The sequence below is a fragment of the Rubripirellula amarantea genome (assembly GCF_007859865.1).
In the GTDB taxonomy this organism is placed as follows: Bacteria; Planctomycetota; Planctomycetia; order Pirellulales; family Pirellulaceae; genus Rubripirellula; species Rubripirellula amarantea.
The window spans coordinates 2052432-2076228 of the sequence record NZ_SJPI01000001.1 but is presented as its reverse complement, the minus strand read 5'-3'; the positions used below and the strand labels follow the sequence as shown (position 1 = coordinate 2076228).

20 protein-coding genes are annotated in these 23797 nt (G+C 52.9%); 13 read left to right on the top strand and 7 right to left on the bottom strand.

Features of this window, described 5'->3' with window-relative positions; genetic code table 11:
• Window positions 1-122: 122 nt before the first annotated feature.
• Window positions 123-1550, top strand: coding sequence for an argininosuccinate lyase (gene argH, locus Pla22_RS07575; protein ID WP_146514072.1), 1428 nt, complete (start codon window positions 123-125; stop codon window positions 1548-1550).
• A gap of 116 nt (window positions 1551-1666) precedes the next feature.
• On the opposite strand, the gene Pla22_RS07570 is transcribed toward argH, so the two are convergent.
• The 4 genes from Pla22_RS07570 to Pla22_RS07555 form a co-directional block, all read right to left on the bottom strand.
• A complete protein-coding gene (locus Pla22_RS07570; RefSeq protein ID WP_146514071.1) occupies window positions 1667-2065 on the bottom strand; it encodes a DUF3467 domain-containing protein in 399 nt (132 codons plus the stop codon).
• Window positions 2066-2385: 320 nt separating this feature from the next.
• Window positions 2386-4623 carry a hemolysin D gene (locus Pla22_RS07565; RefSeq protein WP_242631860.1) on the bottom strand — a complete coding sequence of 746 codons (2238 nt, stop codon included), beginning with the start codon at window positions 4621-4623 and terminating at the stop codon, window positions 2386-2388.
• 109 nt (window positions 4624-4732) lie between these two features.
• A complete protein-coding gene (locus tag Pla22_RS07560; protein WP_207310312.1) occupies window positions 4733-5605 on the bottom strand; it encodes an efflux RND transporter periplasmic adaptor subunit in 873 nt (290 codons plus the stop codon).
• Between the two features lie 122 nt (window positions 5606-5727).
• Window positions 5728-7791, bottom strand: a complete 2064-nt coding sequence (locus tag Pla22_RS07555; RefSeq protein WP_146514070.1) for an efflux RND transporter periplasmic adaptor subunit — start codon at window positions 7789-7791, stop codon at window positions 5728-5730.
• Between the two features lie 222 nt (window positions 7792-8013).
• On the opposite strand from Pla22_RS07555, the gene Pla22_RS25650 reads away from it, so the two are divergent.
• The 3 genes from Pla22_RS25650 (at window position 8014) to Pla22_RS07540 (ending at window position 10060) form a co-directional block, all read left to right on the top strand.
• Window positions 8014-8574: a hypothetical protein gene (locus tag Pla22_RS25650; RefSeq protein ID WP_242631859.1), complete on the top strand. Its 561-nt coding sequence runs from the start codon at window positions 8014-8016 to the stop codon at window positions 8572-8574.
• Window positions 8575-8636: 62 nt separating this feature from the next.
• Entirely contained in the window at window positions 8637-9182 is a 546-nt protein-coding gene (locus tag Pla22_RS07545; RefSeq protein ID WP_146514069.1) for a DinB family protein, read from the top strand.
• Window positions 9179-10060 carry a class I SAM-dependent methyltransferase gene (locus tag Pla22_RS07540; protein ID WP_146514068.1) on the top strand — a complete coding sequence of 294 codons (882 nt, stop codon included), beginning with the start codon at window positions 9179-9181 and terminating at the stop codon, window positions 10058-10060. Before Pla22_RS07545 ends, Pla22_RS07540 begins: the two co-directional genes overlap by 4 nt.
• A 50-nt stretch (window positions 10061-10110) precedes the next feature.
• Here Pla22_RS07540 and Pla22_RS07535 read toward each other — a convergent pair whose 3' ends face one another.
• The gene (locus Pla22_RS07535) at window positions 10111-10671 is read right to left on the bottom strand and encodes a hypothetical protein (protein ID WP_146514067.1); all 561 of its coding nucleotides are present in this window, start codon (window positions 10669-10671) and stop codon (window positions 10111-10113) included.
• Between the two features lie 1025 nt (window positions 10672-11696).
• On the opposite strand from Pla22_RS07535, the gene Pla22_RS07530 reads away from it, so the two are divergent.
• Both Pla22_RS07530 and Pla22_RS07525 read left to right on the top strand, forming a co-directional pair.
• Window positions 11697-13202, top strand: coding sequence for a sigma-70 family RNA polymerase sigma factor (locus Pla22_RS07530; protein ID WP_390620256.1), 1506 nt, complete (start codon window positions 11697-11699; stop codon window positions 13200-13202).
• Window positions 13203-13324: 122 nt separating this feature from the next.
• Complete coding sequence (locus Pla22_RS07525; RefSeq protein WP_146514065.1) at window positions 13325-14716, top strand: tetratricopeptide repeat protein; 1392 nt, start codon at window positions 13325-13327, stop codon at window positions 14714-14716.
• Here Pla22_RS07525 and lipA read toward each other — a convergent pair.
• Window positions 14713-15633: a lipoyl synthase gene (gene lipA, locus Pla22_RS07520; RefSeq protein ID WP_146514064.1), complete on the bottom strand. Its 921-nt coding sequence runs from the start codon at window positions 15631-15633 to the stop codon at window positions 14713-14715. The two genes, Pla22_RS07525 and lipA, sit on opposite strands and share 4 nt — an antisense overlap.
• Before the next feature lie 174 nt (window positions 15634-15807).
• Here lipA and smpB point away from each other — a divergent pair, with 174 nt between their 5' ends.
• The 3 genes from smpB to Pla22_RS07505 all read left to right on the top strand — a co-directional run bounded on the left by smpB (window position 15808) and on the right by Pla22_RS07505 (window position 18478).
• Window positions 15808-16344: an SsrA-binding protein SmpB gene (gene smpB, locus Pla22_RS07515; RefSeq protein WP_146514063.1), complete on the top strand. Its 537-nt coding sequence runs from the start codon at window positions 15808-15810 to the stop codon at window positions 16342-16344.
• Between the two features lie 56 nt (window positions 16345-16400).
• Window positions 16401-17048 carry an ABC transporter ATP-binding protein gene (locus Pla22_RS07510; protein ID WP_146515296.1) on the top strand — a complete coding sequence of 216 codons (648 nt, stop codon included), beginning with the start codon at window positions 16401-16403 and terminating at the stop codon, window positions 17046-17048.
• Window positions 17049-17113: 65 nt separating this feature from the next.
• Entirely contained in the window at window positions 17114-18478 is a 1365-nt protein-coding gene (locus tag Pla22_RS07505; RefSeq protein ID WP_146514062.1) for an ABC transporter permease, read from the top strand.
• Here the strand turns inward: Pla22_RS07505 and Pla22_RS07500 are convergent.
• Entirely contained in the window at window positions 18442-19731 is a 1290-nt protein-coding gene (locus Pla22_RS07500) for a GGDEF domain-containing protein (RefSeq protein ID WP_146514061.1), read from the bottom strand. The two genes, Pla22_RS07505 and Pla22_RS07500, sit on opposite strands and share 37 nt — an antisense overlap.
• A gap of 168 nt (window positions 19732-19899) precedes the next feature.
• Between Pla22_RS07500 and Pla22_RS07495 the strand changes: the two genes are divergently transcribed.
• The 4 genes from Pla22_RS07495 to Pla22_RS07480 all read left to right on the top strand — a co-directional run bounded on the left by Pla22_RS07495 (window position 19900) and on the right by Pla22_RS07480 (window position 23794).
• Entirely contained in the window at window positions 19900-20445 is a 546-nt protein-coding gene (locus Pla22_RS07495; RefSeq protein WP_242631858.1) for a response regulator, read from the top strand.
• 64 nt (window positions 20446-20509) lie between these two features.
• Window positions 20510-22261 (top strand): GspE/PulE family protein, encoded by a 1752-nt coding sequence (locus Pla22_RS07490; RefSeq protein WP_146514059.1) that lies wholly within the window; start codon window positions 20510-20512, stop codon window positions 22259-22261.
• Between the two features lie 37 nt (window positions 22262-22298).
• Window positions 22299-23471, top strand: a complete 1173-nt coding sequence (locus Pla22_RS07485; protein WP_146514058.1) for a type II secretion system F family protein — start codon at window positions 22299-22301, stop codon at window positions 23469-23471.
• Window positions 23468-23794, top strand: a complete 327-nt coding sequence (locus Pla22_RS07480) for a competence type IV pilus major pilin ComGC (protein ID WP_146514057.1) — start codon at window positions 23468-23470, stop codon at window positions 23792-23794. Before Pla22_RS07485 ends, Pla22_RS07480 begins: the two co-directional genes overlap by 4 nt.
• Window positions 23795-23797: the final 3 nt, after the last annotated feature.

Genomic DNA, 23797 nt, shown 5'->3' with positions numbered 1-23797 from the left:
CTGGACGGCTTGCGATGAGAGGATGTCCCTATTGAGAGGATGCCCCCTTAGAATTGACGGCTCGTCAATTAGAGTGACTACGCATTATTGACCCCTTTGACCTAACCGGGAATAGCCAAGCTGTGAGCGATACGCCGTCCAACACTCCGTCTAGCAGTCCAAGCAACACCGCCAAAGCGAGCCCCTCTCGTAGCGGTGTATTTCAAGCCAGCACCGACAAACGGCTCGAAGCGTTCGCGGAAAGCATCAGTTTTGATCGACGTTTGTACCGGCATGACATCCGCGGCTCGATCGCACACGCCGACATGCTGGCAACCGTAGGGCTAATCAGCAGGGAAGAATTTTCGCTGATTCGTGACACTTTGAAAGAAATCGAAGCGGAACTCGACGCCGACAAGCTGCCAATTCAGTTTGAGCTCGAAGACATTCACATGCATGTCGAACAGGCGTTGATTGACCGAATTGGTGACGTGGGTCGAAAACTACACACCGCTCGCAGTCGCAATGATCAAGTCAGCACCGACATCCGCATGTGGATTCGCGATGCCCTCGATGGAATCGACTCGCGGCTCGAATCGCTGCAACGAGCTTTTCTAAGCCGGTGCGATACTGACTTCGACATCATTCTTCCCGCGTACACTCACTTGCAGAGAGCCCAACCCGTCCTGGCTTCTCATTATTGGCTCGCGTACATCGAGAAGTTTGCCCGCGATCGCGAAAGGATTGCCGATTGCCGCAAGCGGGTGAACCAGTGCAGTTTGGGCGTGGCCGCTGTTGCCGGTACGACATTGCCCATTGATCGAGAACAGACTGCAAAAACACTCGACTTTGCCAGCGTCACCGCCAATAGTCTGGACACGAGTAGCGATCGCGACTTCATGCTTGAAACCGCGTTTGTGCTTTCGGTAATCGCATCGCACCTAAGCGGTTGGGCGGAAGAATGGATTTTGTGGAGCACCGTGGAATACAACTTCATCAAGATCCCCCAGGCATTCTGCACCGGCAGTAGTATCATGCCGCAAAAAGTGAATCCCGACACGCTGGAACTCACTCGAGGAAAGTCGGCCCGTGTGATGGGCAACTTGCAAACACTGATGCTGCTTATCAAGAACTTGCCGATGGCTTACAACCGCGACTTGCAAGAAGACAAGCCACCCGTGTTCGATTCGTTCGACACGATTGACGCGATGCTTGAATTAGCCGCCCCGATCGTGGAAGGCAGCGTTCTTAACCGCGAAGCAATCGCCGATCGACTCGAACGAGGTTACCTCGACGCGACGACCTTGATGGAATGGATGATTCGCAAAGGCATGCCGCAGCGCAAGGCTCACCACTTGGTCGGAGCGATCGTGGGCGACGCAATGAAACAGGATGTCCCACTGAGCGAATTGTCACTCGAGACTTTGCAGGCCCACGACCCCGAAATTGACGCAAGTGTTTATAAGTGTTTGGGAAGTGAAAATGCAGTCAAGGCATTTGTCAGCTACGGCAGCACCGCACCGAACCAAGTTCGGTCCCAAATCGACCGTTGGAAAAAGACGCTCGGCTAGTTGCTGATCTCTGATTGCCAATTGCTGATTGCTAGTTGCTGATTACCAACGAAAAAATCCTGCTTCCCAAGTGTTGGAAAGCAGGATTTTAATGAACTCAAAATCGCTAATCGAAACTAGCTCTTCTTCTCTTGAGGTGCTTGTTGTTGCAGACCTGGGCGAACACGCTTGTTGATGTCGGTTTCCAAAACGCCGAACACCGACTCGTGACGAGCGACCGACATTTGCAACGCGGCAAGCAATCGCTTCGCGGTGAAGAAGTTAAGGATGATGCGTTGCTTCACTTGGATTGGATCCTTAGGGACACCGATCGGTTGTGGGTTGAGACCAAAGTCAACGATCAGTTCCTCTGGCGAGCCGGTCACGCGACAAAAGTTAGCATAGGTTGCCAACGCGTTTTCGTCGTTAACCTGAACTTGCACAGGTGCTTGGGCTTGAGTTTGAGCTTGTTCTGCTGCTGCAGGTGCTGCGGCGGCGGCTGGCTTTGCAGCGGAATCGGTCTTGGCGTCTGCCATCGAGAAATCTCCGGGAGTTCGAGTACTCCGCTTCATGCTCATCCACTGTCACTTTCGAGTGGTCTGGGCCCGATGCGGGTTACTACGGATCAAAAAGGTTAAATCTGGGCGGGTAAAAGATTGCCCGATGGTGCTGCCCGTTTGTGGCACCAAAGTCACCGCGAGGATTGCGAGACATGCACGGCATGGTACCGAACACTCCCGCTGCCGCAACTTCCGACAATCAAGTTCTGATAGGAAATCCGAGCTTTCAAACAAGGATTTGTTAATTTGAATGGGCCATAGGCATTATGCGAGTAAAGGAACCCTCTCGTTTCGTCCTACAGTTCAAAGTTAAAGGTCTTCGATAGAATCCGCCATAAGCGACTACCCAGTGACATCGGATCAACGTGTACTTTCGCTGACCCTCGATATCCGGGTCGCACGAGCATGTCATCAAGCTTTAGTGGGACCCGCGCTTGGTAGGAAACGTTCCGCGGTTTGACCATTCCCGTTGTTGGATCAATCTCTGTTTGTAAGTCGCCACCGGTTTGACTGGACATGGAAACCGAAGTGGATTCCAAAGGCTCGTTGGACTTCTCGGTGATCACGCCATTGAAAACTTCCATACGCCGCGAGTCGAACAACATATCCACTGCCTGTCCTTCTCGCACGAGCTGGACATCGCCCTGGTCTATCACCAGCACCGCTTCGTAAGCACCTGGATCACCAAGTTCGCAGATCACGTCATCGGCCGTTAGCAAAGCGCCGCGGTTCTTGGATTCCAAAGGCGACCCGGTCCATCCCGGCAATCGGCCATCGTTTGATTTTTGTGGTTGTCGATAAGGTGGCTCAATGACGTATCCCGTACGCTTTGCACGCACCGTTAAACGGTCGATCTCTTCTTGAGTTTTTTGCTTGAGCTGTTGCACGGATTCGAGCAACTCTTCCTGAGTTTCCAACTGAGCCTTGATCCGTTCATCGTCACGGACTCGGTAGTTCAAGTTTCGCAACTTGACTTGCGATACTGTTTCTTCGCCCTTCAGATCAGCCAAGCGAATTTCCAAATCAGGGTTTTTTAAGATGGCGATCGGATCACCTTCTTTGACCAAAGTCTTGGGAGTGACCGTCCACTCGATTCGACCAGGTGTCCCCGCGTAAACGGCTCCCGCTTGACTGGGATGGACTTCAAAGGCGCAATCGATGTGATGGGGCAATGGGATGTAGCAGACCCCCGCGATCACCGCTGCGAAGAGTGCCAGCGTTACGAACAGAGGTTTACGTTTCACTTTGGATAGTCTCCCAGGAGTACGGCAAAATTTCCATGTTTGAATGATGGGCTGGGCAACCAACCCAAAGAATCCGATCACGGCCACAATTCGGCCAACCGCTTGCAATCCATAGGGCTCAAGTACCTTGATCACAAACCAACAGATCGAAAAAACAACGACCCAGCGATAAATCACACTGGCGAGCGTAAATACGGCAAAGAAGAACTTTCCTCGAGTTGGCAAGAACGGATCGTCTTGCAGTTCCAAGCCAAGGCAAGTCTTTTGAAACCAACGCTTCAGCACTTCGGTGCTCTTCTGACGAAGGTTAGGAATTTCTAACGCATCCATCAGGATGTAATAGCCGTCAAAACGCAGCAACGGATTTCCGTTAACAAGCACCGTGCTAACGACATTCAAGAACATCATGTTCAAACACAAGTCATTGATCGTCGTGCCTTGCTCGGTGAAGTACCAAGCGTAGGCTGCAAAGGACGCCAAGATCATTTCAACGTAGATCCCCGCCGCACCGATCCAAACACGTTTCCACTTATTGGGCAACATCCACGAATCGGACACATTGCAATACAAGCATGGTGTGAAGACCAGCAACATGAAGCCGATCTCGTGACATTCACCCCCAAACTTCTTGCAGCTTAGACCGTGGCCAAATTCGTGCAGCACTTTCACGATCGCCATCGTGCCAGCCAAGATCACCCAACGATCCGCAGCAAAGAATTGCTGGAACGTCGGCAACTTGGCGTATACCGTTTCGTACTGGCTAGCCAGCAACAGCGCCGCAGATATCAAAAAGCCAATGAAGAAGAGCAGGGCGGGAACGGTGAAGATCCAACCAAACCACGGCAGGATTGCATTAAGAATTTTCTCGGGGTCGAAACCGCGATAGCGCAGTGCAAAGACGTTGGCAAACTTACCCATCGTCTCTTTGTTTTTCTTTTTACGCCCGCGTTCACGAAGCGCTTTGCCTTGGCCTGGTGAATTACTAATTACCAAACCGCTGCGGTGCAGCATCCCAATGAACTGTTGCAAATCACCAAAGGTGATCTTCTGAGGGGCGAAACGCCGCTCGAATCCTTCTTTGATCTGCTGCAGCGACACATGCCCATCAAGCATGTTAAGGATGAAGTACTCTTCGTCGTGAAAGCGGAAGTACTGCAGTCCAACCGGTTCCTTCACCACCCAATATCCCGTGCCTTGATAACGTTGTCGGTTAGCCGACAAGTCAGGGCGTTTGCGCACCGTCAGCGGCCGCGATGAGCTGCTAACAAGGGATTCGGCGAGCGTGGGCATAGGGAACGTAGAAAACAGGTGTCAGGGATCAGGTATCAAAAACGTCGGAAAGCAAATCGGGAACCGAGGCTTCGCCTCGCCTAAATGCTGGGAATCCTTCCCGGTCTTGCTACTTCACAGCAATGTCGGCTTTCATGCCGGGCTTGAACTTCCAGTCGGTACCGAACTTTTCATTCTCGATTTCGACCCAGATTTTGTTGTTGTCGTTTAAGTCCACTTCCATGCTGATGTAACCAATCACTCCATCGACCTTCACTTCACGGTCACCTTGATAGACCGTCACTTCGACGCGAGTTCCCTTAGCGACGTTGCCGGGATAACTCAGGGCATCAATGTCACCTTCCACTCGCAGCTTGTCCATTTGAATCAACGTTGCGATTGGACTACCGGCTTGGACCCATTGGCCAATTTGAGCGATGCGTTTTTCGATGAAACCAGTAGCTGGGGCGGTAACCTTTCGCTTTGTCAATTCAAACTCGGCCATGTCGAGTTCGGTTTGCTTGGCGATCCGTTTAACCAAAGCAATCTTTTGTTCCATTTCGGCCAAACCGATACGAAGCTTTTGTCGCTCGGCTTCAAGACGCTTCTTTTCCATTTCCCAGTAGGGCAGGGCACCTTCGCGGTGCAGTTCTTTGAACGCTTCGTACTCGGCTTTGGCCACTCGCTCGCTGTTAACCGCGTCCTTTAAGTTGATGTCGTTCGAAGCCGTCAGAATTGCTTCCTTCTCTTCTGCTTTCTTTAAGTCGACAGCAAGCTTAGCGGCGGTGTCTTCGATGATTGCAAGCACGTCACCCACAGTGACGGCATCGCCTTCTTCGAAATTCAACTCCATCACCGGACCGTCCGCCTTGGCAGGAACATCCACCTTGTTGATGTACCGCACAGAACAGTTGACAGCTCGGATGGTACGCTCGCCGTTCTGCGCATTGGCACCAACGGCAAAAAGCGACAAAGCCAACAGGGCAAAGATGGCATTACGCATGAAAGTGACTCAAAAAGAAAAGGATTTGACTTGGTAATCCGAGGTATTCACCTCGGGTTTAAAAACGTTGGGATGCGGTCGTCGACCCTACCGGGACGGTGACTTTCACCCTCGAGCTAGGTTTAAAAGAAGAACTTGCAACACCACTCATAAATCTCATGGAGGAAAACAAAACCGCTCGATGCGCGACCGCAATGCACTTTGGCAATCACTTTCGCACCCGGACGCGGATTGAGCCGACGCAGGGGGTCCTGCTCTGGCACGGCACGCATCTTGATAATTGCACCATGCTCTTCATGACTTTCTGCACGTGTGGCGATCGTCGCTACCGGAAGCACTGCTTCAAGTGGTTTGTCTGGATCGGTGGCCAGGATGTACGTGACTTCCAAGTGCGAATCCGGCTGAGTTAGATTTTCCGTTTCGACGAACTCATCAAGGTGTCCCTCACGTTTCTCGGGCAGTTCAAGCTCAAGCGTCAGAGGCTGGTTGAGATCCGCGATCTCCATCAATACTTGTCCGGTCATGATAGGCCGACTGCGGAGCGTCTTTTCGACGTCCCAGGAAACCACGATGCCGTCGATCGGCGATCGAATCACGAGATCTTTCTCGCGTTCAACTTGCAGCTTCTGCTTTTCAAGCAGAACCTTCTTCTTGACTTCCAACTCCATTTGCTCGGCCTGGATAGCAAGCTTTTCAGCAGCGTCCATCTCGCGACTTAAACCTAACTGCCCGCGAACGCGAGCCTGTTCGGCAAGTGTGGTTTGGATCTGGCCTTGGATTTCAGTCAACTGCACCTCTAAATCAGGATTGCGAAGTCGAACCAAGACATCCCCAGCCTTCACGACATCATTGTGCTCGACGGCCACTTCGATTACTTCACCGTCAATCGGTGCAAACACTTCACGCCGAGCCTCAGGAACGAGCGTTCCTTCCGCTTCGAGATTGAAGTCCTTTTGAATGAAGATCAATCCAAGAACGACCGCTGTGATTAACCCAAGGACGGCGAGCGTTTTTGGTAACGTTCGTGCACGAATGATCCAGGTTGCGCGGCCAAGGGCTCGCCAAAGAGGCATCAGAAATAGATTGCTATGCGAACGCGAGTTCGCGATCGCCCGAGTGCCGTGTTCGTACACCAAGTCCACTCGCGAACGGTAGATGTCGCGTGGAATGTCAGTTTCGATTTGCTCGACGATCAATGCACCGATCACTTCACCACGGTGCGAGTTGTCGCGATCAATTGTGCCGGCGGCACCAGCTTCTTCGTCTTTACCCAATTTGCGTTCGGGCTCGCGAAGAGGCAACACCGCGATGTTTCGGCCGTACGATTCGTCCACATAGTCTTCGAGTGCCTCTTCAATCTGAGGAGGCAAGTCTTCGGTAGCCCCGTCGTGCCACAACGGTTCGCCAGCGGCTACGACTCGAGTGGCCAAGTTATTCAGTGCGGCCACAATGTTGGAACGATTTTCGATCGTGTCTTGTCCACTGATCGCTTGAACGATGCACTTGCGACCCTTCTTGATCGCAACACTCACTCGGTCGCAACCGATCAATCGTCGGCCTTCGTTGGCCACGATATAGCAGGTTTCTTTGAGGTCGAGCGATTCATGCGAAGCACGAGCGAACGAGTCCGCTTGTTGCCATAGCGTTTGGCGATCGCCAAGTTTGCGTAGCTTTTGCCCTCGCAACCACTCGGCCGCCAATTCGCACATCTGCTGCAGGAATCGCAGGTAGCCTTTTTGAGTATCCGGCGCAGTATCGGGACGTTGAAAAATCTCGATCAGGCCGTCGTTCTGGTTCTCGTGCTTAAGAGCCCCCAGGACCAACAGATAGCGAGTCGGGTTTCCTTCGGCGTCGCCGTCGGTCGTGCCCGAGTAGGGCGGCACTAACAACGACTGCCCGGCATTGGACACACGCTGGATCAATCGCTTGTGGCGAACACCGTCGTCAGTGTCCTCAGCCAAAATCGACGGCTCGGCATTGATTTGGTACTGCAATCGCAATTGGCCGTCATCGTCAAGCAACCAAACGGCGCCACCGGCGGCCGCTAAGGCCGTGATGATCCTAGAAAGAAGCTCGGAATAGAACTCGTCTGCCGTGGCTCCGCTTTTCGCGAGCGCGGCAATTTCATTGACCAGCCCTCGAATTTGAGCCTTGGTTTCCTCGACGGTTTGCTGATTGACCGACATGGCGTCGTTTGCCCTAAGGATTCAAGAAAATGAAAAATGCCTGATCAAGAGAGACGGAAAACCGCTGGGCGGGCTCCGAGACACTCCTGCGTTAATGGATCAACGTTCGACGGTACTGAATCGCACCGAGTTTCGCCACGTTGACCTGAGGAATGAATTCAGAAATAGGGAGCCTCCATGAGGAGGGTAAGGATACGAAGGAATGCGTTGGATGGTGAGTTTTTGAGTCACGCGTTAAATTCGACACTCGACAACTTATACAACTTGTATAAACTTGTCGAGAGTGAATTTGAGAATCCCGATGCTCGCGGCCAATTGCGAGCCCGCCAAAGGATGCAAACAGAACGCATGACGCCAGATCTGCCCAAGGCCGCTCTCCCTACTGCCGGCAAGACGCCTCAGGTCGATGCTGCACAAGCGACCAGTACTTTAAGTGAGCTCGAGCAAGATCTAGCCCGACTGCAACGTTCGATTCGGCTGACCATCGCCGAGAAGCTGAATCAATTTGCCGGCCAAGCGTTTCCGACCCTGGAAGAGAATCGAAAACTCGTCGACACGATCGCCCAGCTGATTGATTCCCATGGGCTACGTGTCCGATGCAGCGAGTGCGGCCATCCCGCCATCCTCAGAGTGTCGCCGCGAGGGAATTCCAGTGGTGTGTTTGTGTTTGATCACACAATCGACAATCGGCGAACTTTTCATGGTGGCAAATCGCGGTTGCCGGTGATTCATTTGGTCGCCAAACCTCCACGACGTAAAGCGAGCAAGAAGCTGGCGTCGTAGAAAGCTGGCTTGTAAGCGCTACGCCACTTTAGGCCTTCGCCGCTGATGCCTACATTGTCGGGATGAACATGCCAATCGACGACAATGCTCCCGACCCTCAAGCCACGATGCAAATGCTTTGCGGTGCCGTGGGCCAAATCAAATTCGCACGCGACTACACCCTGGGTTTACTTGAACAAACGCCGAGAGAGCGTTGGTTCGATATCCCCGATGGTTTGTGCACCAACATCGCGTGGCAAGTTGGTCACCTGACGGTCAGCCAATACGGATTGCTGATGTTCCGATTGCGCGGCCGGGCCGACGAAGACCTCGAATTGATTCCGAGCCGTTTTCGCAAGGCATACACGCGAGGTTCGACGCCGTCCGCAGATGCTTCAAAACAAATGAGCGCCGACGAACTACACGAACGACTCTGCGTGATCCACACCCGAGCGATGAGCGTGCTCGATCAGGTCACCGCGGAAACGCTTCTGGAACCGATCGATATGCCGTACGCGGCTTACCCGAACAAACTTGGGGCGGTCCTATTCTGCCCTTTGCATGAACACATTCACGCGGGCCAAATTGGACTGATCCGCCGTGCGATGGGACTGGAGAGCGTGCGATGAACCGCACTAAGAAACCGGCATCCAAACCGGCAAAAGTTTCGGCCATTAAGCAAAACAGTGTTTTTGACGAAACACCGCCGCCCAATCCGCAGAACCTCGCCGTGCTCGACGAGTCAATTTACGATCACCCAAAATACTATGACCTAGTATTCGGAGCCGACTGTGCTGCGGAAATCAAGTTCATCCTCGCATGCGGAGAAGCGCACCTGCGCGGAGGCAGCATCAAGCGATTGTTTGAACCCGCCTGCGGCACTGGAAGACTAATCCAGGCCTTCGCCAAAAAGGGATTTGAAGTCTCGGGACTGGATTTGAACCCGCATGCAGTTGCGTTTTGCAACGCCCGATTTCGCCGGCACGGCTTTCCCGAGTCGGCATTTGTCGCAGACATGGCGGACTTCAAAGTCAAACGCAAGAGCGACATTGCATTCAATACCATCAATAGCTTTCGACACCTCAACAGCGAACGTGCGGCTCGCGATCACTTGAACTGCATGGCACAAGCGGTTCGCAAAGGCGGGCTGTACCTACTAGGCGTCCATTTGACTCCCACCGATGTTGCGCCGAGCGAAACGGAATCGTGGTCGGCGCGCCGAGGCCACTTATCAATCAACACACACATGTGGACCGTTGGAAGAGATCCCAAGAGTCGCGTTGAACGGTTCGGCATCTACTTCGATGTCCATCGTCCCTCTGAAAGCTTTCGCATCATCGATGAACTAGTGTTGCGAAGCTACACACCCAAGCAAATGGATTCACTGATCGAGTCGAGCGATGGCTGGGAGGTTATCGAAACGTACGACTTTTCTTATGAACTAGACGAGCCAATCGAAGTCGACAGCACGACCGAAGATGTCGTCTATGTGATGCGTCGTAAGTAGCAAAGAACCAGTCGACCGTCGAGTCAACTAAGTGTCCGCCTTTGCCTAATTCAACTAGTCAAATTTTCAGTTGACTTGTCGCGAGATTTTGCGACTGAAACTAGCGCGCCAACGAAGGCCAGCGAACCAACAATCGCAGCCATCAAAGCATTGAAGCCCCAATCATCTTTTTCACGCTGCGTGACCTTGTATCCATAGGGTCCGCCGATATCTATATCGAGCTCTTCCATCTGCTCGTACTCACGAATCAACTGTGCCGCGTTGGCCTTCGAGTATTGCTCCGCAAGCAGAGCCACGTGCTCTTCGGTCGTGGTTTGCGATTCAATCAAATACCAACGAATTCCGCATAACCCGGCGACCAATAAGCACGCGGTCGCAATCAACGCGCAGATCACGAACACAATCGAACTGCTATCGGAAAGCCCCCTGGCGCCCAATTCTCGCCTACCGCCACCATCCTCGACCGAATCAACGCGAGGCAAAGACTTCAATTGCCCCAATTTGGGAACTTGAACCGCCCGCTGGCACTCAGGGCATAGCATTTCTTGCCCCGCCTTTGAGGGGGCAACAGGAATCGCATGCTGGCAATGCGGACAGGTGAGTGAATACATAGAATGTGAAAGTTTGGGGAGGATTTCGTGTGCCGATGGCTGGACCATGGGTCTGCCGAGACTAGAATCTGGACGAGCAGTTGACAACACTCACCCAAAAGCCGGTTCTTAACTCGGGTATGGTTTCCAGATTTGTCATCTTAAGGTGCGAGTGAGTGCCTTTTTCGATGTTTTCATTTTGGTCTCAACCCAAATCAACGCGGCAAAATTAACTACGAACAAGTACGTTCGGTTGTGGAATCGAAGGAATCGGTTTCGCGTTCTCGTGTGGTTCACGCAATGTCTTCTGCTTGCCAACGGATGGTACCGACACGCGTAGGTCTCGTTCCAAGTTCGACGGCGAATTTGGCTGTGATTAGTACATCAAGAAAAGCACTTCAGTTCTGTCGCAATCGAAGAGAACACAGAAATAGACAGCACTGAGATCACGCCAATGACACTACGTCGCTGGCATTTTTTGGTTCACAGGACGGGATGACCGCGTTTGTTGGCCGAATTCCCCCAGGCGGAAAATTTTTCCAATTGGATGGTGTTTGATAGATGGAGAGGGTTCGAGTGGTACAGTTGAGAAGTGACGAACCGCCGGTCGGTCTTCTTCACTTTCCAGCGACTATTTCTCTCACAAGATCGTTTGACTCAAACGTCCTTGCTCACCTCTCTGCTGTCGCTCACCGACCGAACAGACTGATTTACAACATTGCCAATTTCACCCTGGATCATGATCGCACGTCGTGCTCCAACCCCGGTTCTCACTCAGACACAATTTTCATTGCAGGATGATGACGCCCTACTGCTCCGATTCGACCCCTACGCACACCCTCTGCGGAACCCCAACTGACTTGGCAATTTGATTTGCTAACTTTTTTGGCCAAAACCATGCTTCCAGCGTAGCATTCGACTGACTTTCGCGTCTTTTCAACCATCATTTATTCCCACATCCATTTTTCCTATTCCTAGGAGTCACTCTCTTGTTCGACACCCTCTTGGACGAATTTGAATCCGTCGAAGCACAGAGCACTGAAGCGATGACTGGCGGCTTTCGCAAGCTTCCCGTCGACGAAAACGAGGATGGCGGCGTTTCTGTTGACCTTGACAATCAGGCCGACGGCGACGTTCAACTCGAAAGCCCTGACGAATTGCTCGCGGGCGAAGAAACCGAATCTTGGTCCGACGACCCTGTACGCATGTACCTAACGCAAATGGGCGAAATCCCATTGCTGACACGCAAAGAAGAAATTGAACTGGCAAAGCGAATCGAAGAGACTCGTCGCCGCTTCCGTACAAAACTGCTCGAAAACCATCACGTTCTCGTTGAAGCCTACAAGACTCTTAAAAAGGTCTACCGAGGCCAACTGCCATTCGATCGCACGGTTCAAGTTTCAGTCACCGACCGTCTTGAAAAAGAACAGATCATCGGTCGCTTGCCCCACAACCTTCGCACCCTGCAAACATTGCTGAAGCGAAACCGCCACGACTGGAAGGTTGCCTTAAGCAAGAGTGCATCCCAACGGCGCCGTGCTGAAGCATGGCGATCGCTGGCGCGTCGCCGCCGTCGTGCCGTACGTTTGATCGAAGAACTCGGCTTGCGTACCCAACGCATTGAAACTCGCATCGACCTGCTCGAACGATTCTCGGTTCGATTGTCACAAATCGACGCTGAAATTGAAAACCAACGGCGAACCAAACATGGTCGCGAAGTTCGTGACGTACTGCTTCGCGAACGTCGTCAAATCTTGACCGCATGCCAGGAAACGCCGACGTCACTGCGTCGTCGCGTCGACATGCTCAACAAGGTTTATGGCGAATACCAACAAGCAAAACGCGAACTTAGCGAAGGTAACCTTCGCTTGGTCGTTTCGATCGCCAAGAAGTATCGCAACCGTGGTTTGTCATTCCTGGATTTGATCCAAGAAGGCAACGCTGGCTTGATGCGTGCGGTTGATAAGTTTGAATACCGTCGTGGCTTTAAGTTCTGTACGTACGCGACTTGGTGGATTCGCCAAGCGATCACCCGTGCTGTCGCTGACCAAAGCCGTACGATTCGGATTCCAGTGCACATGGTTGAAACGATGAGCCGTGTTCGCAACGTCGCTCGTCAATTGCTTCAAGAACTAGGTCGCGAACCGACGATCGAAGAAACCGCTCGCCGCGCCGACGTTACCGTCGAAGAAGCTCGCCGAGTGCTCACCATGAGCCGTTTCCCGATCTCGCTCGACCGTCCCGTTGGCAACAGCGAAGACAGTCAGTTCGGTGACTTGCTCCCCGATAGCACGGCCGAAAGCCCTCAAATCGGTGCTACTCAAGAGATGCTTCGCAATCGGATCACCGGCGTGTTGAAGTCGCTCTCGTACCGCGAACGTGAAATCATCAAGCTTCGTTACGGCCTTGGCGATGGCTACAGCTACACGCTTGAAGAAGTCGGACACATTTTCAAGGTGACACGAGAACGCATCCGACAAATTGAAGCCAAGGCTGTCCGTAAATTGCAGCAACCAAGTCGAAGCCAAGATCTAGTTGGCTTCTTAGACTAGTAGACTTCAATCGCAAATTCTGCACATTAGCGACGTGACTCTTCTTGGGTCACGTCGCTTTTTTCGTTTACGAATGTCCGCTCAGCAAACGTCAATTTCACTCGTGCTTGCCTCATCGACGAATGTCTAACTCAGCCCAATCATTAAGCCACGCATGGAAGCTGCATCAAGCAGGGCAGATCAATGAAGCGGAACAGATCTACCGCAATGTCGTGTCAATCGAAAAGAGAAACGCAGACGCTTGGGTATACCTTGGCATCGCATTATTCGATCAACGACTTTTCGACGAATCGGTTGCTGCTTATCGCAAGGCCATCGACATTCGCCACCAGTTTCCAATTGCCTGGAACAACATGGGAAACTCGTTGCGAATGCTCGGACGAACAGAAGAAGCGGATGACTGCTTCGAAACGTCACTTCAACAAGACCCCCATTATCTTTCGGCACTCAAGAATCGCGGTACGCTTTGGATTTGGAGCGGCGAGATTGAACGCGGGATGCATTGGTATCAACGAGGCCTGGAAGTGTCACCCGACCATGCAGAACTGCACCGCAATATCGGAGTGATTGAACTTCTAAGAGGAAACTACGAAAGAGGATGGAAGGAGTATCGTTGGCGTTGGAAGATGCCGGGCCTGACACGTCCGCAAACGAATGCCAAGCCATGGCGAGGCGAAGCTCTCGATGGGAAGTCGCTTCTGCTGTATCCCGAGCAGGGTCTGGGCGATGCCATTCATTTTGTTCGAGTCGCTCATGACTTAAACCGGCTCGGGGCGCGAGTGACGTTACAGTGCTCGGAAAAGCTGATCAGTCTGTTTTCCTCAACGGTCGAATCACTCGGCGTTGATGGACTGGTCATTGATTCCATCGCGGCGCCGCCGACGGACTATCAAGCGTCGATGATTGAAGTGGTCGACAATTTGTTTGAAACGACGAAAGCAGTTCCCTACGGGAATGGACTCTTTGACGAGGGTGAAGGCTACTTGCGAGTTTCAGATCCATTGGTGCAATACTGGAAACGATGGTTCGATGAACATCTACCTCGAACGCAAGACAAACCACTTCGCGTTGGGTTGAACTGGCAAGGAAATCCAGAACATCACGCGGATATCTATCGCAGCCTCCCGCTCGACGCTTTCCGCGATCTTGCCGCGCTTCCGATCCAGTTAGTCAGCTTGCAGTTTGGTTTCGGCAGCGAACAAATCGAATCATGCGATTTCGCGTCGCAGATAGCCGAACTTCCTAGCGACGTCGATCGAGACGACGGCGCTTTCACCGACACAACGGCGATCCTTAGCAATCTTGATTACGTCGTGACATCGGATACTGCGATTGCCCACTTAGCGGGCGCGACCAACACGCGATCCCATCTACTGCTGGGCCGAGTTCCCGATTGGCGATGGTTGACCTCCGGAACATCTACACCGTGGTACCCTTCGATCACTATGCATCGGCAAAGCGAGCTAGGTGATTGGTCAGATGTCGTATCAAGCGTGCGGGAGACGCTGGCCTAAGTCTGCGTCTCTGCCATGTCTCGAGCGTGATAACTGCTTCGCACGAACGGACCACTGGCAACTTTGGTGAAGCCCATTGATTTCGCAATTTCACCGAGCTCGTCAAATTCCTCAGGTGGGACATAGCGAACGACGGGCAAGTATTTTTCACCCGGCTGCAAATACTGACCCAGAGTAAGAAAGTCGACGTCGTATTCGCGAAGGTCGGCAAGTGCGTCTAACAACTCACCCCGCTCTTCGCCCAAGCCCAGCATCAAACCGCTTTTGGTTTTTACTGCTGGGTTGTAACGTTTGACTTCCTTCATCATCGAAAGCGTCCAACGGTAATCGCTTTTGGGACCGCGGACTCGACGATACAAACGCGGAACGGTTTCCATGTTGTGGTTGAACACGGTGGGGAATGCGTCGATGACAATTTCCAATGCATCTTTGCAATGGACAAAATCAGGCGTGAGCACCTCGGTGGTCGCCCCGGTTCGTTCACGAACAGCAACCACGCAGTCGTGGAAATGCTTGGCACCGCCATCGGGCAAATCGTCGCGAGTCACACTTGTGATAACGACATGCTTCAGCCCCAAGCGAGCCGCCGCCTCGGCCACTCGGTCCGGCTCATCCGCTTCGGGCAATTGAGGCGGTCGCCCCCGATGAACCGCACAAAAACCGCAAGGACGAGTGCAAACGTTTCCCAGAATCATGAAAGTAGCCGTTTGCTGGCTGTAGCACTCCATTCGGTTGGGGCACTTCGCGTTCTCGCAAACGGTTTCAAGCTTGAGCTCGTCCAGCAAAACATCCGTCAAATGGTTGGCGTTGCTTCGCGGGATGGGCCGCTTCAGCCATTTGGGCAAGCGGCCGGAACCACTGACCTCGGTGCCTTCAGGAATCTCTGGTTCAGAAACAACGGGGAGACGAAAAGCCATAAAATCAGCTGGTTTATATCGGGAAATTGGATCGGAGCGTCCATTGTAATGCCCGAACTGATTCCGACCATTGCCAACGGGCTGGCTTCCGGGTGGTCCGCTGGGATTATCTGCAAAAATCGCCGCTGTGGTAGGTCAATCGACTTTCGATGCGATACGTCTACAATCCCAGTCATGGCGAAGAACAAAAAATCAAAGGGCTCCGTAAGCAAATCAGGCGGGGGAAAAGCAGGCGGAAATAAAAAGTCCGGTCCTGAATTCACCATCGTCGCTGAGAATCGCAAAGCTCGTCACCGTTACGAAATCCTTGACCAGGTTGAGTGCGGGTTGATGCTGATGGGTAGCGAGGTCAAAGCGATGCGTGAAGGCAAACTTTCTCTCGACGAAGCGTACATTCGTGTCAACAACAACGAATTGTGGTTGATTGGCTGCGATATTTCCCACTACCGAAACGCGGGAATGTGGAACCACGATCCGCGCCGACCCAGAAAGCTGCTCGTGCACTCACGTGAGTTTGATGCGTTTGCGGGAAAGGCCCAAGAACGAGGGCTGACGCTGGTACCACTGCGAGTCTTTTTTAACGAGCGAGGCATCGCTAAGTGCGTGATGGGATTGGTCAAAGGTAAGAAACTGCACGACAAACGTGCCGCGATGAAAAAGCGCGACTCCGATCGTGGACTTCAACAAGCAATGAGAATCAGAAAGCGATGAGCTCACTAGTACTCGCAAACGACGTCGTTAAGACATTCGAGCTTCCGCCTGATTCAATGTCCGATTCCAGTAAGGATGCCAATCGCCTTACGGTGCTCGACATTCCTCATTTTGAAATCGGTGAAGCTGAACAGGTGGCGTTGATTGGCCAGAGTGGCGGAGGCAAGACAACGCTGCTGCATCTTTTAGCTGGACTGCTCAAACCCGACAGCGGTCAAATCCGCGTCGCAGGAACAGAGCTCACCAAACTTAGCGAACAAGGACGAGACCGTTTTCGCGCTGCCGTGATCGGCTACGTGTTCCAAACCTTTAATCTGTTGCCAGCGTTCACAGCGATTGAAAACGTCAAGTTGGGAATGACGTTCGGGCAGGGCAGTCCCGACCAGAAACGAGCTTACGATTTACTTGATCGCGTGGGCTTGGCTGATCGCGCTGGTTATTTGCCAAGTCAAATGAGCGTTGGACAACAACAACGCGTTGCCATCGCTCGTTCGCTTGCGGGGAAACCCAAACTGTTGCTCGCTGATGAACCAACCGCCAATGTTGACCCCGCCAGCGCCAAGACGGTGCTGGACCTCATCCGAACATCGTGCCGCGACGAAAACATTTCTTTATTGATCGTGACGCACGACATGAACGTGGCAAACCAGTTTGATCGTGTCGAGGAACTGGATTCCATCAATCGAGCGCTCAGTCAGGTTTGACGATTGCCCGTCTCTTTTTTCGATCATCTCTCTCGATGCCTCTCACCGTCTGACAACGCTTCACGATGAACCTTCTTCAGATTGCATGGCGAAACTTTTGCCACCGTCCACTCTCGAGTCTATTGACCACGCTGTCACTAGCGCTCGGCGTCGGCCTAGTTGTCTTGGTGCTTTCGATCTACGGCATTGTCAGCGAAGCCTTCACCCGAAACGCTACGGTGGGATACAACTTGGTCGTTGGGCCAAAGGGAAGCGCACTGCAACTAACGCTCAACAGCGTCTTCTACTTGAGCCAACCGATCGAAAATCTCCCGTATACCGAATACATGGAGTTTTTCGACCAAGCGACACGAGCGGATATAGTTGATCGTTTCGGAGGCGACCCTGAACTGGCTACCCGTGACGGCAAGTACGCGGCTTTTGTGAGCGGTGGCTTCGCTATCCCACTTGCTCTTGGCGACTATTACGGCGAGTTCCGCGTGGTTGGCACGACGCCGGAATTTTTCAGTGAGCTTCGTCATGGAAGTGATCTCGATCAACCATTCTCGTTTTCTAGTGGACGAGCATTCGAAACCGACTCCGCCGACAATGGTTACTTCGAAGCCGTTCTTGGTAGCCGCGTCGCCAAAGAAATGAACGTCAAAGTCGGCGAACTGCTGTACCCGACTCATGGAGATCCCGAAGGCAAAGGCCATGAAGACGCGTTCATGATCGTGGGAATTCTCGATGCGACGGGAACTCCCAATGACCGTGCCGCGTTCGTCAACCTGGAAGGCTTCTACTTGATGGAAGGTCATGCCAAACCGATCGAAGAAGGCGCGACCGTAGTGCCCGGAAAACAAGCGTCTAGCGACAAAGAAGGCCCGATTCCGCTTTCCATTCCCGAACGAGAGGTCACCTCCATCCTAGTTCGCAACGGCAATATCATGTTCGCGCCGGGCATGCAAAACATGATTAACGAGAGCTTGCGGGCTCAAGCCGCGGCCCCGGTCGGAGAGATCAATAAGTTGATGAGCTTAATCGTAGGACCGTTGATGCAGGCCTTGCTTGGTATAACGCTAATCACATGCTTCGTTGCTGCGGTGGGGATCCTCGTGGCGATCTACAACTCGATGAATGACCGCCGAAGAGACATTGCAGTGATGCGAGCTTTGGGCGCTCGTCGCGATACCGTCACAACGATCATCGTACTAGAAAGCATGTTGGTGGCTGTGATTGGTGGCATTACCGGATGGTTATTAGCTCACGCTGCAATCGCACTTTACAGCGGTCAAATCGAGGACCAGACGGGGATTCAAGTTGGTTTCTTTAGTACGAGCAGCAACGAAATTTGGATCTTACCAGTCGTTGCCGTGTTGGCATTGATTGCCGCAATCTTGCCTGCGATCTCGGCCTACCGAACTGATGTTGGATCCAACTTGTCGGCTTGATCTTCGGCAAGACGCCTGTATTCAAGTCGGCTGACTACTCGATTGCGACCGTTTTCCTTGGCCATGTAGAGACACTCATCGGCTTGCCGAATCAGATCTTCTACGCGGCTAACGCCGGGATTCAGCGTTGCCAATCCGAACGATGCGCTGATGTTTAATTCCGGAAGGTCCCAAAACCGATGGCTCGCGATGCACACTCTTGTTTGCTCGCACATCTGCATTGCGTCCGCCAAACTGATTCCCGGCATCATGACGCAAAACTCTTCACCGCCATAACGACCGATCAATGAAGGTTCAGGGAACTGATTCTGCAAAATCGTGGAAACCAGTTGCAAAATTTCGTCGCCCCATTGGTGACCATACACATCGTTAACCTGTTTGAAGTGATCGACGTCTAGCATCAAGCACGAAAGTGGATGCTGACGTTCTTGGGCCGCTTCCCAGGCTCTACGAAACTCTTCAAAGAACGCACGTCGATTCAGACACCCCGTTAGCGAGTCGATATCGGCCAAGACTCGCAACTCGTGATTCTTCGTCCGTATCTCTTCGCGACTGCTTCGCAACATCACCAGCATTTGTTCCAGTTCCGCGCGATGGTTCTCGATTTGCGTGACATCACGAAACGTCATCAACGCTCCCTGTTGGTCGTCGTCATCTGATTTGACAGGCGACGAGTTGATCGAGAAGTACCGTTCTTCTCCGCCGGGCAGACGGTATCGCATGAGTTGTTGATCGCGAGAGGTCGATTGACGCGACGCTTGCACCCACGGCAGATCGCGCGTTTCTCGGGCGGCACCATGGACCCAGGACAATGAACTGGCCCGTCGACCGATCAGGTCCTCCTTGGTCATACCGATGCTGCGTAAGAAGGCATCGTTTGCGATCACGATGCGATCGTGCTGGTCGGTAATGAGCAGTCCATCTGGCATTTGATCCAAAATGGCTTCTAGTTGGCCTGACAATGCCGCGTTCTTGTGAAACCCTGACCCCTCGCGGCGGCAAATGGCTTGATGGGCAAGCAACGCCAAGATGATCACGGATGTTCCCATCGCCAGCGCACCGCCATCGATTGCACCGCTTGGATTGAAAACGAACGTCCAAGCCATCGCGTTGACCACCAACAGCGTGACTGCAAAATGCGCAGCACCACCTAGGGGTGCGAAACGCAACTCGGGTGGGGACTTTTTAGGTTCTGCATTGATGTCTGCAACGGTATCGTCGCATGCATCGCTGCAAGGTTTCGAGAAGGGCATGACGGTCTAGATGGGGCAAGCGTTCAAACCGCGACGATCGTTGGGACCCACGCGTGACTCATTTCCACACTGTGCGAATCGTGCGGATCGAGACGAGGGCAGCAAGACGACACCACAAGAAGCGCCGTCCTAATGAAGTCTGTCTTATCTATGCCCCGGTGGCTTCCGATGAATGGGATACACCGCGAGATACACATCACTTCGGTTGACCAAAGTGGTTGTACCGGTTGTAGCGACGACGCAATCCTTTCCTATCACACGCCTTTCCCAAAGCTAAATCATCCTGTGATTGACTCTTCACGATTCCGATTGCTAATCGTCCTGGCCGAACCGGTTCTGCGCGAACTCGTTTCGTTCCGACTCGAACTTCTTGGCTACGAAGTGGAATCGGTTTCTTCAGGCTCGGAAGGCCTTGCGGCGATTACGCGACAATCGCCTGACCTTTTGATCACAGACACCAAACTTCCCGAAGGCGACGGACTCGAATGGGTGGCTCGACTTCGCACAGAAGTGCCCATCGCAGAGTTACCGATTCTGATTTTCTCGTTGGACCCGAGTCTGGAGACCGTCGAACGTGCACACCATGCCGGTGCCCAGGGCTACCTGATTACTCCATTTGATCCGACTGACATGGAGGAAAAAGTGGAAGACATCCTGGTCAATCGAATTCCCAAGAACAGATCCAAAGTTGCGATGCCCACTAAGCCTCGTTGATCTCACCCTCAATCATTCAATCATTTCCCTTACAACACTTTCACTCAAACAAGGATAGCCGGCAATGCGACGACTTGGTGACATTCTTGTCGAACAAGGTGTGCTGACTGCGGACCAAATGGAGTCCGCTTTCAGTGGTAAACCGCGTGAAATGATGCTTGGCGATTGGCTCGTTCGGCAAAAGTTGCTCTCAGTCGCCGAACTCGGCCACGCGTTGGCCGAGCAGTTTGAAGTTCCTTACATCGACATTGACCCCGCCAACGTCAACCCACAAATCGCAAGACTGGTTCCCGAGGATTTTGCTCGGTCTCATCAAGCTGCGGCCATCGATATTTGCGGTAAGACCATGACTTTGGCGATGGTAGCGCCGGACGATATTGAAACCATCGCAGAAGTTGAACTCATGACGGGTTATCAAATTCAGCCTGCTGTTGCGATGGCTGAAGATGTCAGTGCGTTGGTCGGCCGAATCTACGACGATCGAGCGGTTGCGAGACAAACGATTGTCGATATGAAATTGGTGGAATTGCAACAAACGGCTCTCGAAGACGATGACCCCACCAATGCGATTTTGGCCGCCGAACAAGAAGATGCACCGGTCGTACGGTTGGTCCAAGCGATCCTATCCGGAGCTGTCGATGCAGGTGCTAGCGATGTTCACTTGGAACCGCTGAAACCCGAAATGCGTGTTCGATATCGCGTTGACGGCGAACTACAGCAAGTGATGACAATCCCTAATCACATTGAAAACTCGGTGATCAGCCGTATCAAAGTCATGGCTGATATGGACACCACTGAAAACCGTAGACCTCAAGACGGGCACCTCAACGTGTTCGATGGTGGCAAGCGGGTCGGGTTCCGAGTCAGCGGCATTCCCACCGTTGACGGTCAAAAGTTAGTGCTTCGACTACTCGATGAAGGTGGCAAAACATTCCAACTCGAGAATATAGGCCTGACACCACGAGATCATGCGACTTTGCGCGAGATCATCGACAAACCTCACGGCATGTTTGTTGTCACGGGGCCCACCGGTAGTGGCAAAAGTACAACACTCTACGCGGCATTGCAGTACCTCAACCGTGACGACCGCAACATCGTGACCGTCGAAGATCCAGTTGAATTCCGATTGGCAGGAATCAACCAAGTGCAAAGTGACAACGAGTTTGGGATGGGATTTGCCAACGCGCTCAAGTTCATCATGCGGCAGGACCCTGATGTCATCATGGTCGGGGAAATCCGAGATTCGGAAACGGCGACAACCGCTATCCAGGCCGCGCTGACGGGACACCTGATGATCAGCACGCTGCATACCAACGATGCCGTGGGTGCCGTGCAACGTTTGAGCGACTTGGGGGTCGACAATTTTAAGATTGCGGGCTCTCTGCTGGGGAGTGTTGCCCAACGACTCCTTCGGTGTGTATGCGAGAACTGTAAGCGTGCCGTCCCAGCGAACGAAAAATTGCTTGACGCCATCGACCCGGACGGAACAGTCGACCGGAATTCAAAGTTCTACAAGGGCGACGGCTGCAAGAAGTGCCTCGGCAGCGGATTCGCGGGGCGAATTCCGATCTTCGAAATCATGCCCATCACTCCCGAAATCACGATGGCCATCGAGGCGGGCGTGCCGCACTCAAAGTTGCATGACTTGGCGATTGATGCCGGCATGGTTGAACTTCCCCGAGCCGGTCTTGAACAGGCGCTCGCAGGTCGCACTTCAATTGAGGAAGTGTATTTCAAGACTAGTGGTGATCGCCGCAGCAGCGAATCGTCGCGCAACGCAGCCAAACGACGCGACTCGGATACCGACGCTGCCTAACTAGCAACGCTAACCTTTCTCATCTGTTTATTTTGTCATGAACGTTCGTACTCACTCCGCCAAATCCATCGCTAAAGGCCGTGCCGGCAATGCATCGTCGAGCGGACTCATGGGCTTGATCCGCAAGCTTCACTCGATTGAGTTCGGAGCCAAACGGGGCGGCGATCCAACGCGGATCAAGTCCGCGCAGTTGGCTGACCTTCTTCGAATGTTGTTGATGTTGCTAGAAAACGGTTTGTCGTTGCCTAGGGCACTGCAATCGCTTGCCGCAGACCGGTCGACTCGCAAGTTTGCTCATGTCCTTGATCGTTTGCGTATGACGATTGAGGCAGGTGGTTCGCTGAGTTCCGGTATGGAACGATATCCGCGAACATTCACGGCAATGCAGATTCAACAAGTTCGGATCGGCGAGCGGAGCGGAGCGTTGGAAAAGGCGCTGGCACGAGTTTGTGAGCAGATGGAACGCCAAGTTGCCCTTCGCAAACGGATCATCAAGAAGGTCAGCTACCCCATTCTGATCACGTTGGCCGGTACAGGTTTGATGATCTTCATGTGCGTGGTGGTCGTACCCGAGTTCGAAGTGGTGTATTCCAGCAGTGGCGTCGATTTGCCTTTCGTCACTCAGGTTGTAACGGCCGCTAGTCGGATGGTACTGGGATATGGTTGCCTCGCATTTCCGATCGCGATCGTCTTCATTGTTGCTTGGTTGGCGGCTCGATCCCGCCCGAAAATCTCGCGTAAACTCGACAGCTTTCTGCTGAAGATTCCGCTGGTTGGTCCCTGGCTTCGCGACGTTGCAATCTTGCAATTCGTGGAAGCTATTTCATCCATGGTTGAATGCGGTTACACGCCGGTGGATGCCGTTGGCGTGGCTTGGGAATGTGTCGGCAACCGCGAAGTTCGGGCGACCGTCGAGAGCGTCAATCGCAGCGTTCTGCGGGGCGAAAAGATCAGTAGCGAACTCGAAAAACACGAGCGATTTTTCCCGGCAACACTGTGCCAATTGGTTGGCGTCGGCGAACAATCGGGAGATTTCCCCAAGGCGATGCGAGGCACGTGCGAACACCTACGCGAGCGTTTGGAATCCAGAATTGACGCGACCGTTGGCTTGCTCGAACCCGTCCTGACAATTTCACTTGCTGTTGCGATCGGCGTGATGGTGCTGTCGATCTATACCCCGATGTTCCACATGTTCGAGGTGCTCGAATGATCTCATCAAAATCCACTTCCGCCTTTACCTTGATCGAAGTTATCGCCGCGGTAATTCTCGTCAGTGTAGTGGCCATGCTGGGCATTCAACACGTGCGTACGGCAGGCGAATCGGGGCAAGCGCGGGGCTGCGAACTAAACCGCCGCACCCTGCAATTGGAAGTTGAGAGATACGAACTGCTCAATCGCTCATTGCCGTCGCGCGACCTTCGCGAATTGAAGTCCGCCGACTACTGGAATGGCGATCTCCCCACTTGTCCGGTGACCGGCCAAGCCATGACCATCGATCGCGATGGAAACGTGGTCTGCCCTACTCATCGTTAGAGA

What these genes read in the sequence shown, in the direction of transcription:
- Pla22_RS07535 (WP_146514067.1), bottom strand. Translation starts at nt 10,671, where the DNA reads ATGTATTCACTCACCTGTCCGCATTGCCAGCATGCGATTCCTGTTGCC.
- smpB (WP_146514063.1), top strand. Translation starts at nt 15,808, where the DNA reads ATGGCGAAGAACAAAAAATCAAAGGGCTCCGTAAGCAAATCAGGCGGG.
- Pla22_RS07490 (WP_146514059.1), top strand. Translation starts at nt 20,510, where the DNA reads ATGCGACGACTTGGTGACATTCTTGTCGAACAAGGTGTGCTGACTGCG.
- Pla22_RS07530 (WP_390620256.1), top strand. Translation starts at nt 11,697, where the DNA reads ATGACTGGCGGCTTTCGCAAGCTTCCCGTCGACGAAAACGAGGATGGC.
- Pla22_RS07480 (WP_146514057.1), top strand. Translation starts at nt 23,468, where the DNA reads ATGATCTCATCAAAATCCACTTCCGCCTTTACCTTGATCGAAGTTATC.
- Pla22_RS07525 (WP_146514065.1), top strand. Translation starts at nt 13,325, where the DNA reads ATGTCTAACTCAGCCCAATCATTAAGCCACGCATGGAAGCTGCATCAA.
- Pla22_RS07505 (WP_146514062.1), top strand. Translation starts at nt 17,114, where the DNA reads ATGAACCTTCTTCAGATTGCATGGCGAAACTTTTGCCACCGTCCACTC.
- Pla22_RS07555 (WP_146514070.1), bottom strand. Translation starts at nt 7,791, where the DNA reads ATGTCGGTCAATCAGCAAACCGTCGAGGAAACCAAGGCTCAAATTCGA.
- lipA (WP_146514064.1), bottom strand. Translation starts at nt 15,633, where the DNA reads ATGGCTTTTCGTCTCCCCGTTGTTTCTGAACCAGAGATTCCTGAAGGC.
- Pla22_RS07560 (WP_207310312.1), bottom strand. Translation starts at nt 5,605, where the DNA reads ATGCGTAATGCCATCTTTGCCCTGTTGGCTTTGTCGCTTTTTGCCGTT.
- Pla22_RS07540 (WP_146514068.1), top strand. Translation starts at nt 9,179, where the DNA reads ATGAACCGCACTAAGAAACCGGCATCCAAACCGGCAAAAGTTTCGGCC.
- Pla22_RS07545 (WP_146514069.1), top strand. Translation starts at nt 8,637, where the DNA reads ATGAACATGCCAATCGACGACAATGCTCCCGACCCTCAAGCCACGATG.
- Pla22_RS07485 (WP_146514058.1), top strand. Translation starts at nt 22,299, where the DNA reads ATGAACGTTCGTACTCACTCCGCCAAATCCATCGCTAAAGGCCGTGCC.
- Pla22_RS07570 (WP_146514071.1), bottom strand. Translation starts at nt 2,065, where the DNA reads ATGGCAGACGCCAAGACCGATTCCGCTGCAAAGCCAGCCGCCGCCGCA.
- Pla22_RS07500 (WP_146514061.1), bottom strand. Translation starts at nt 19,731, where the DNA reads ATGCCCTTCTCGAAACCTTGCAGCGATGCATGCGACGATACCGTTGCA.
- Pla22_RS07495 (WP_242631858.1), top strand. Translation starts at nt 19,900, where the DNA reads ATGAATGGGATACACCGCGAGATACACATCACTTCGGTTGACCAAAGT.
- Pla22_RS07565 (WP_242631860.1), bottom strand. Translation starts at nt 4,623, where the DNA reads ATGCCCACGCTCGCCGAATCCCTTGTTAGCAGCTCATCGCGGCCGCTG.
- Pla22_RS07510 (WP_146515296.1), top strand. Translation starts at nt 16,401, where the DNA reads ATGTCCGATTCCAGTAAGGATGCCAATCGCCTTACGGTGCTCGACATT.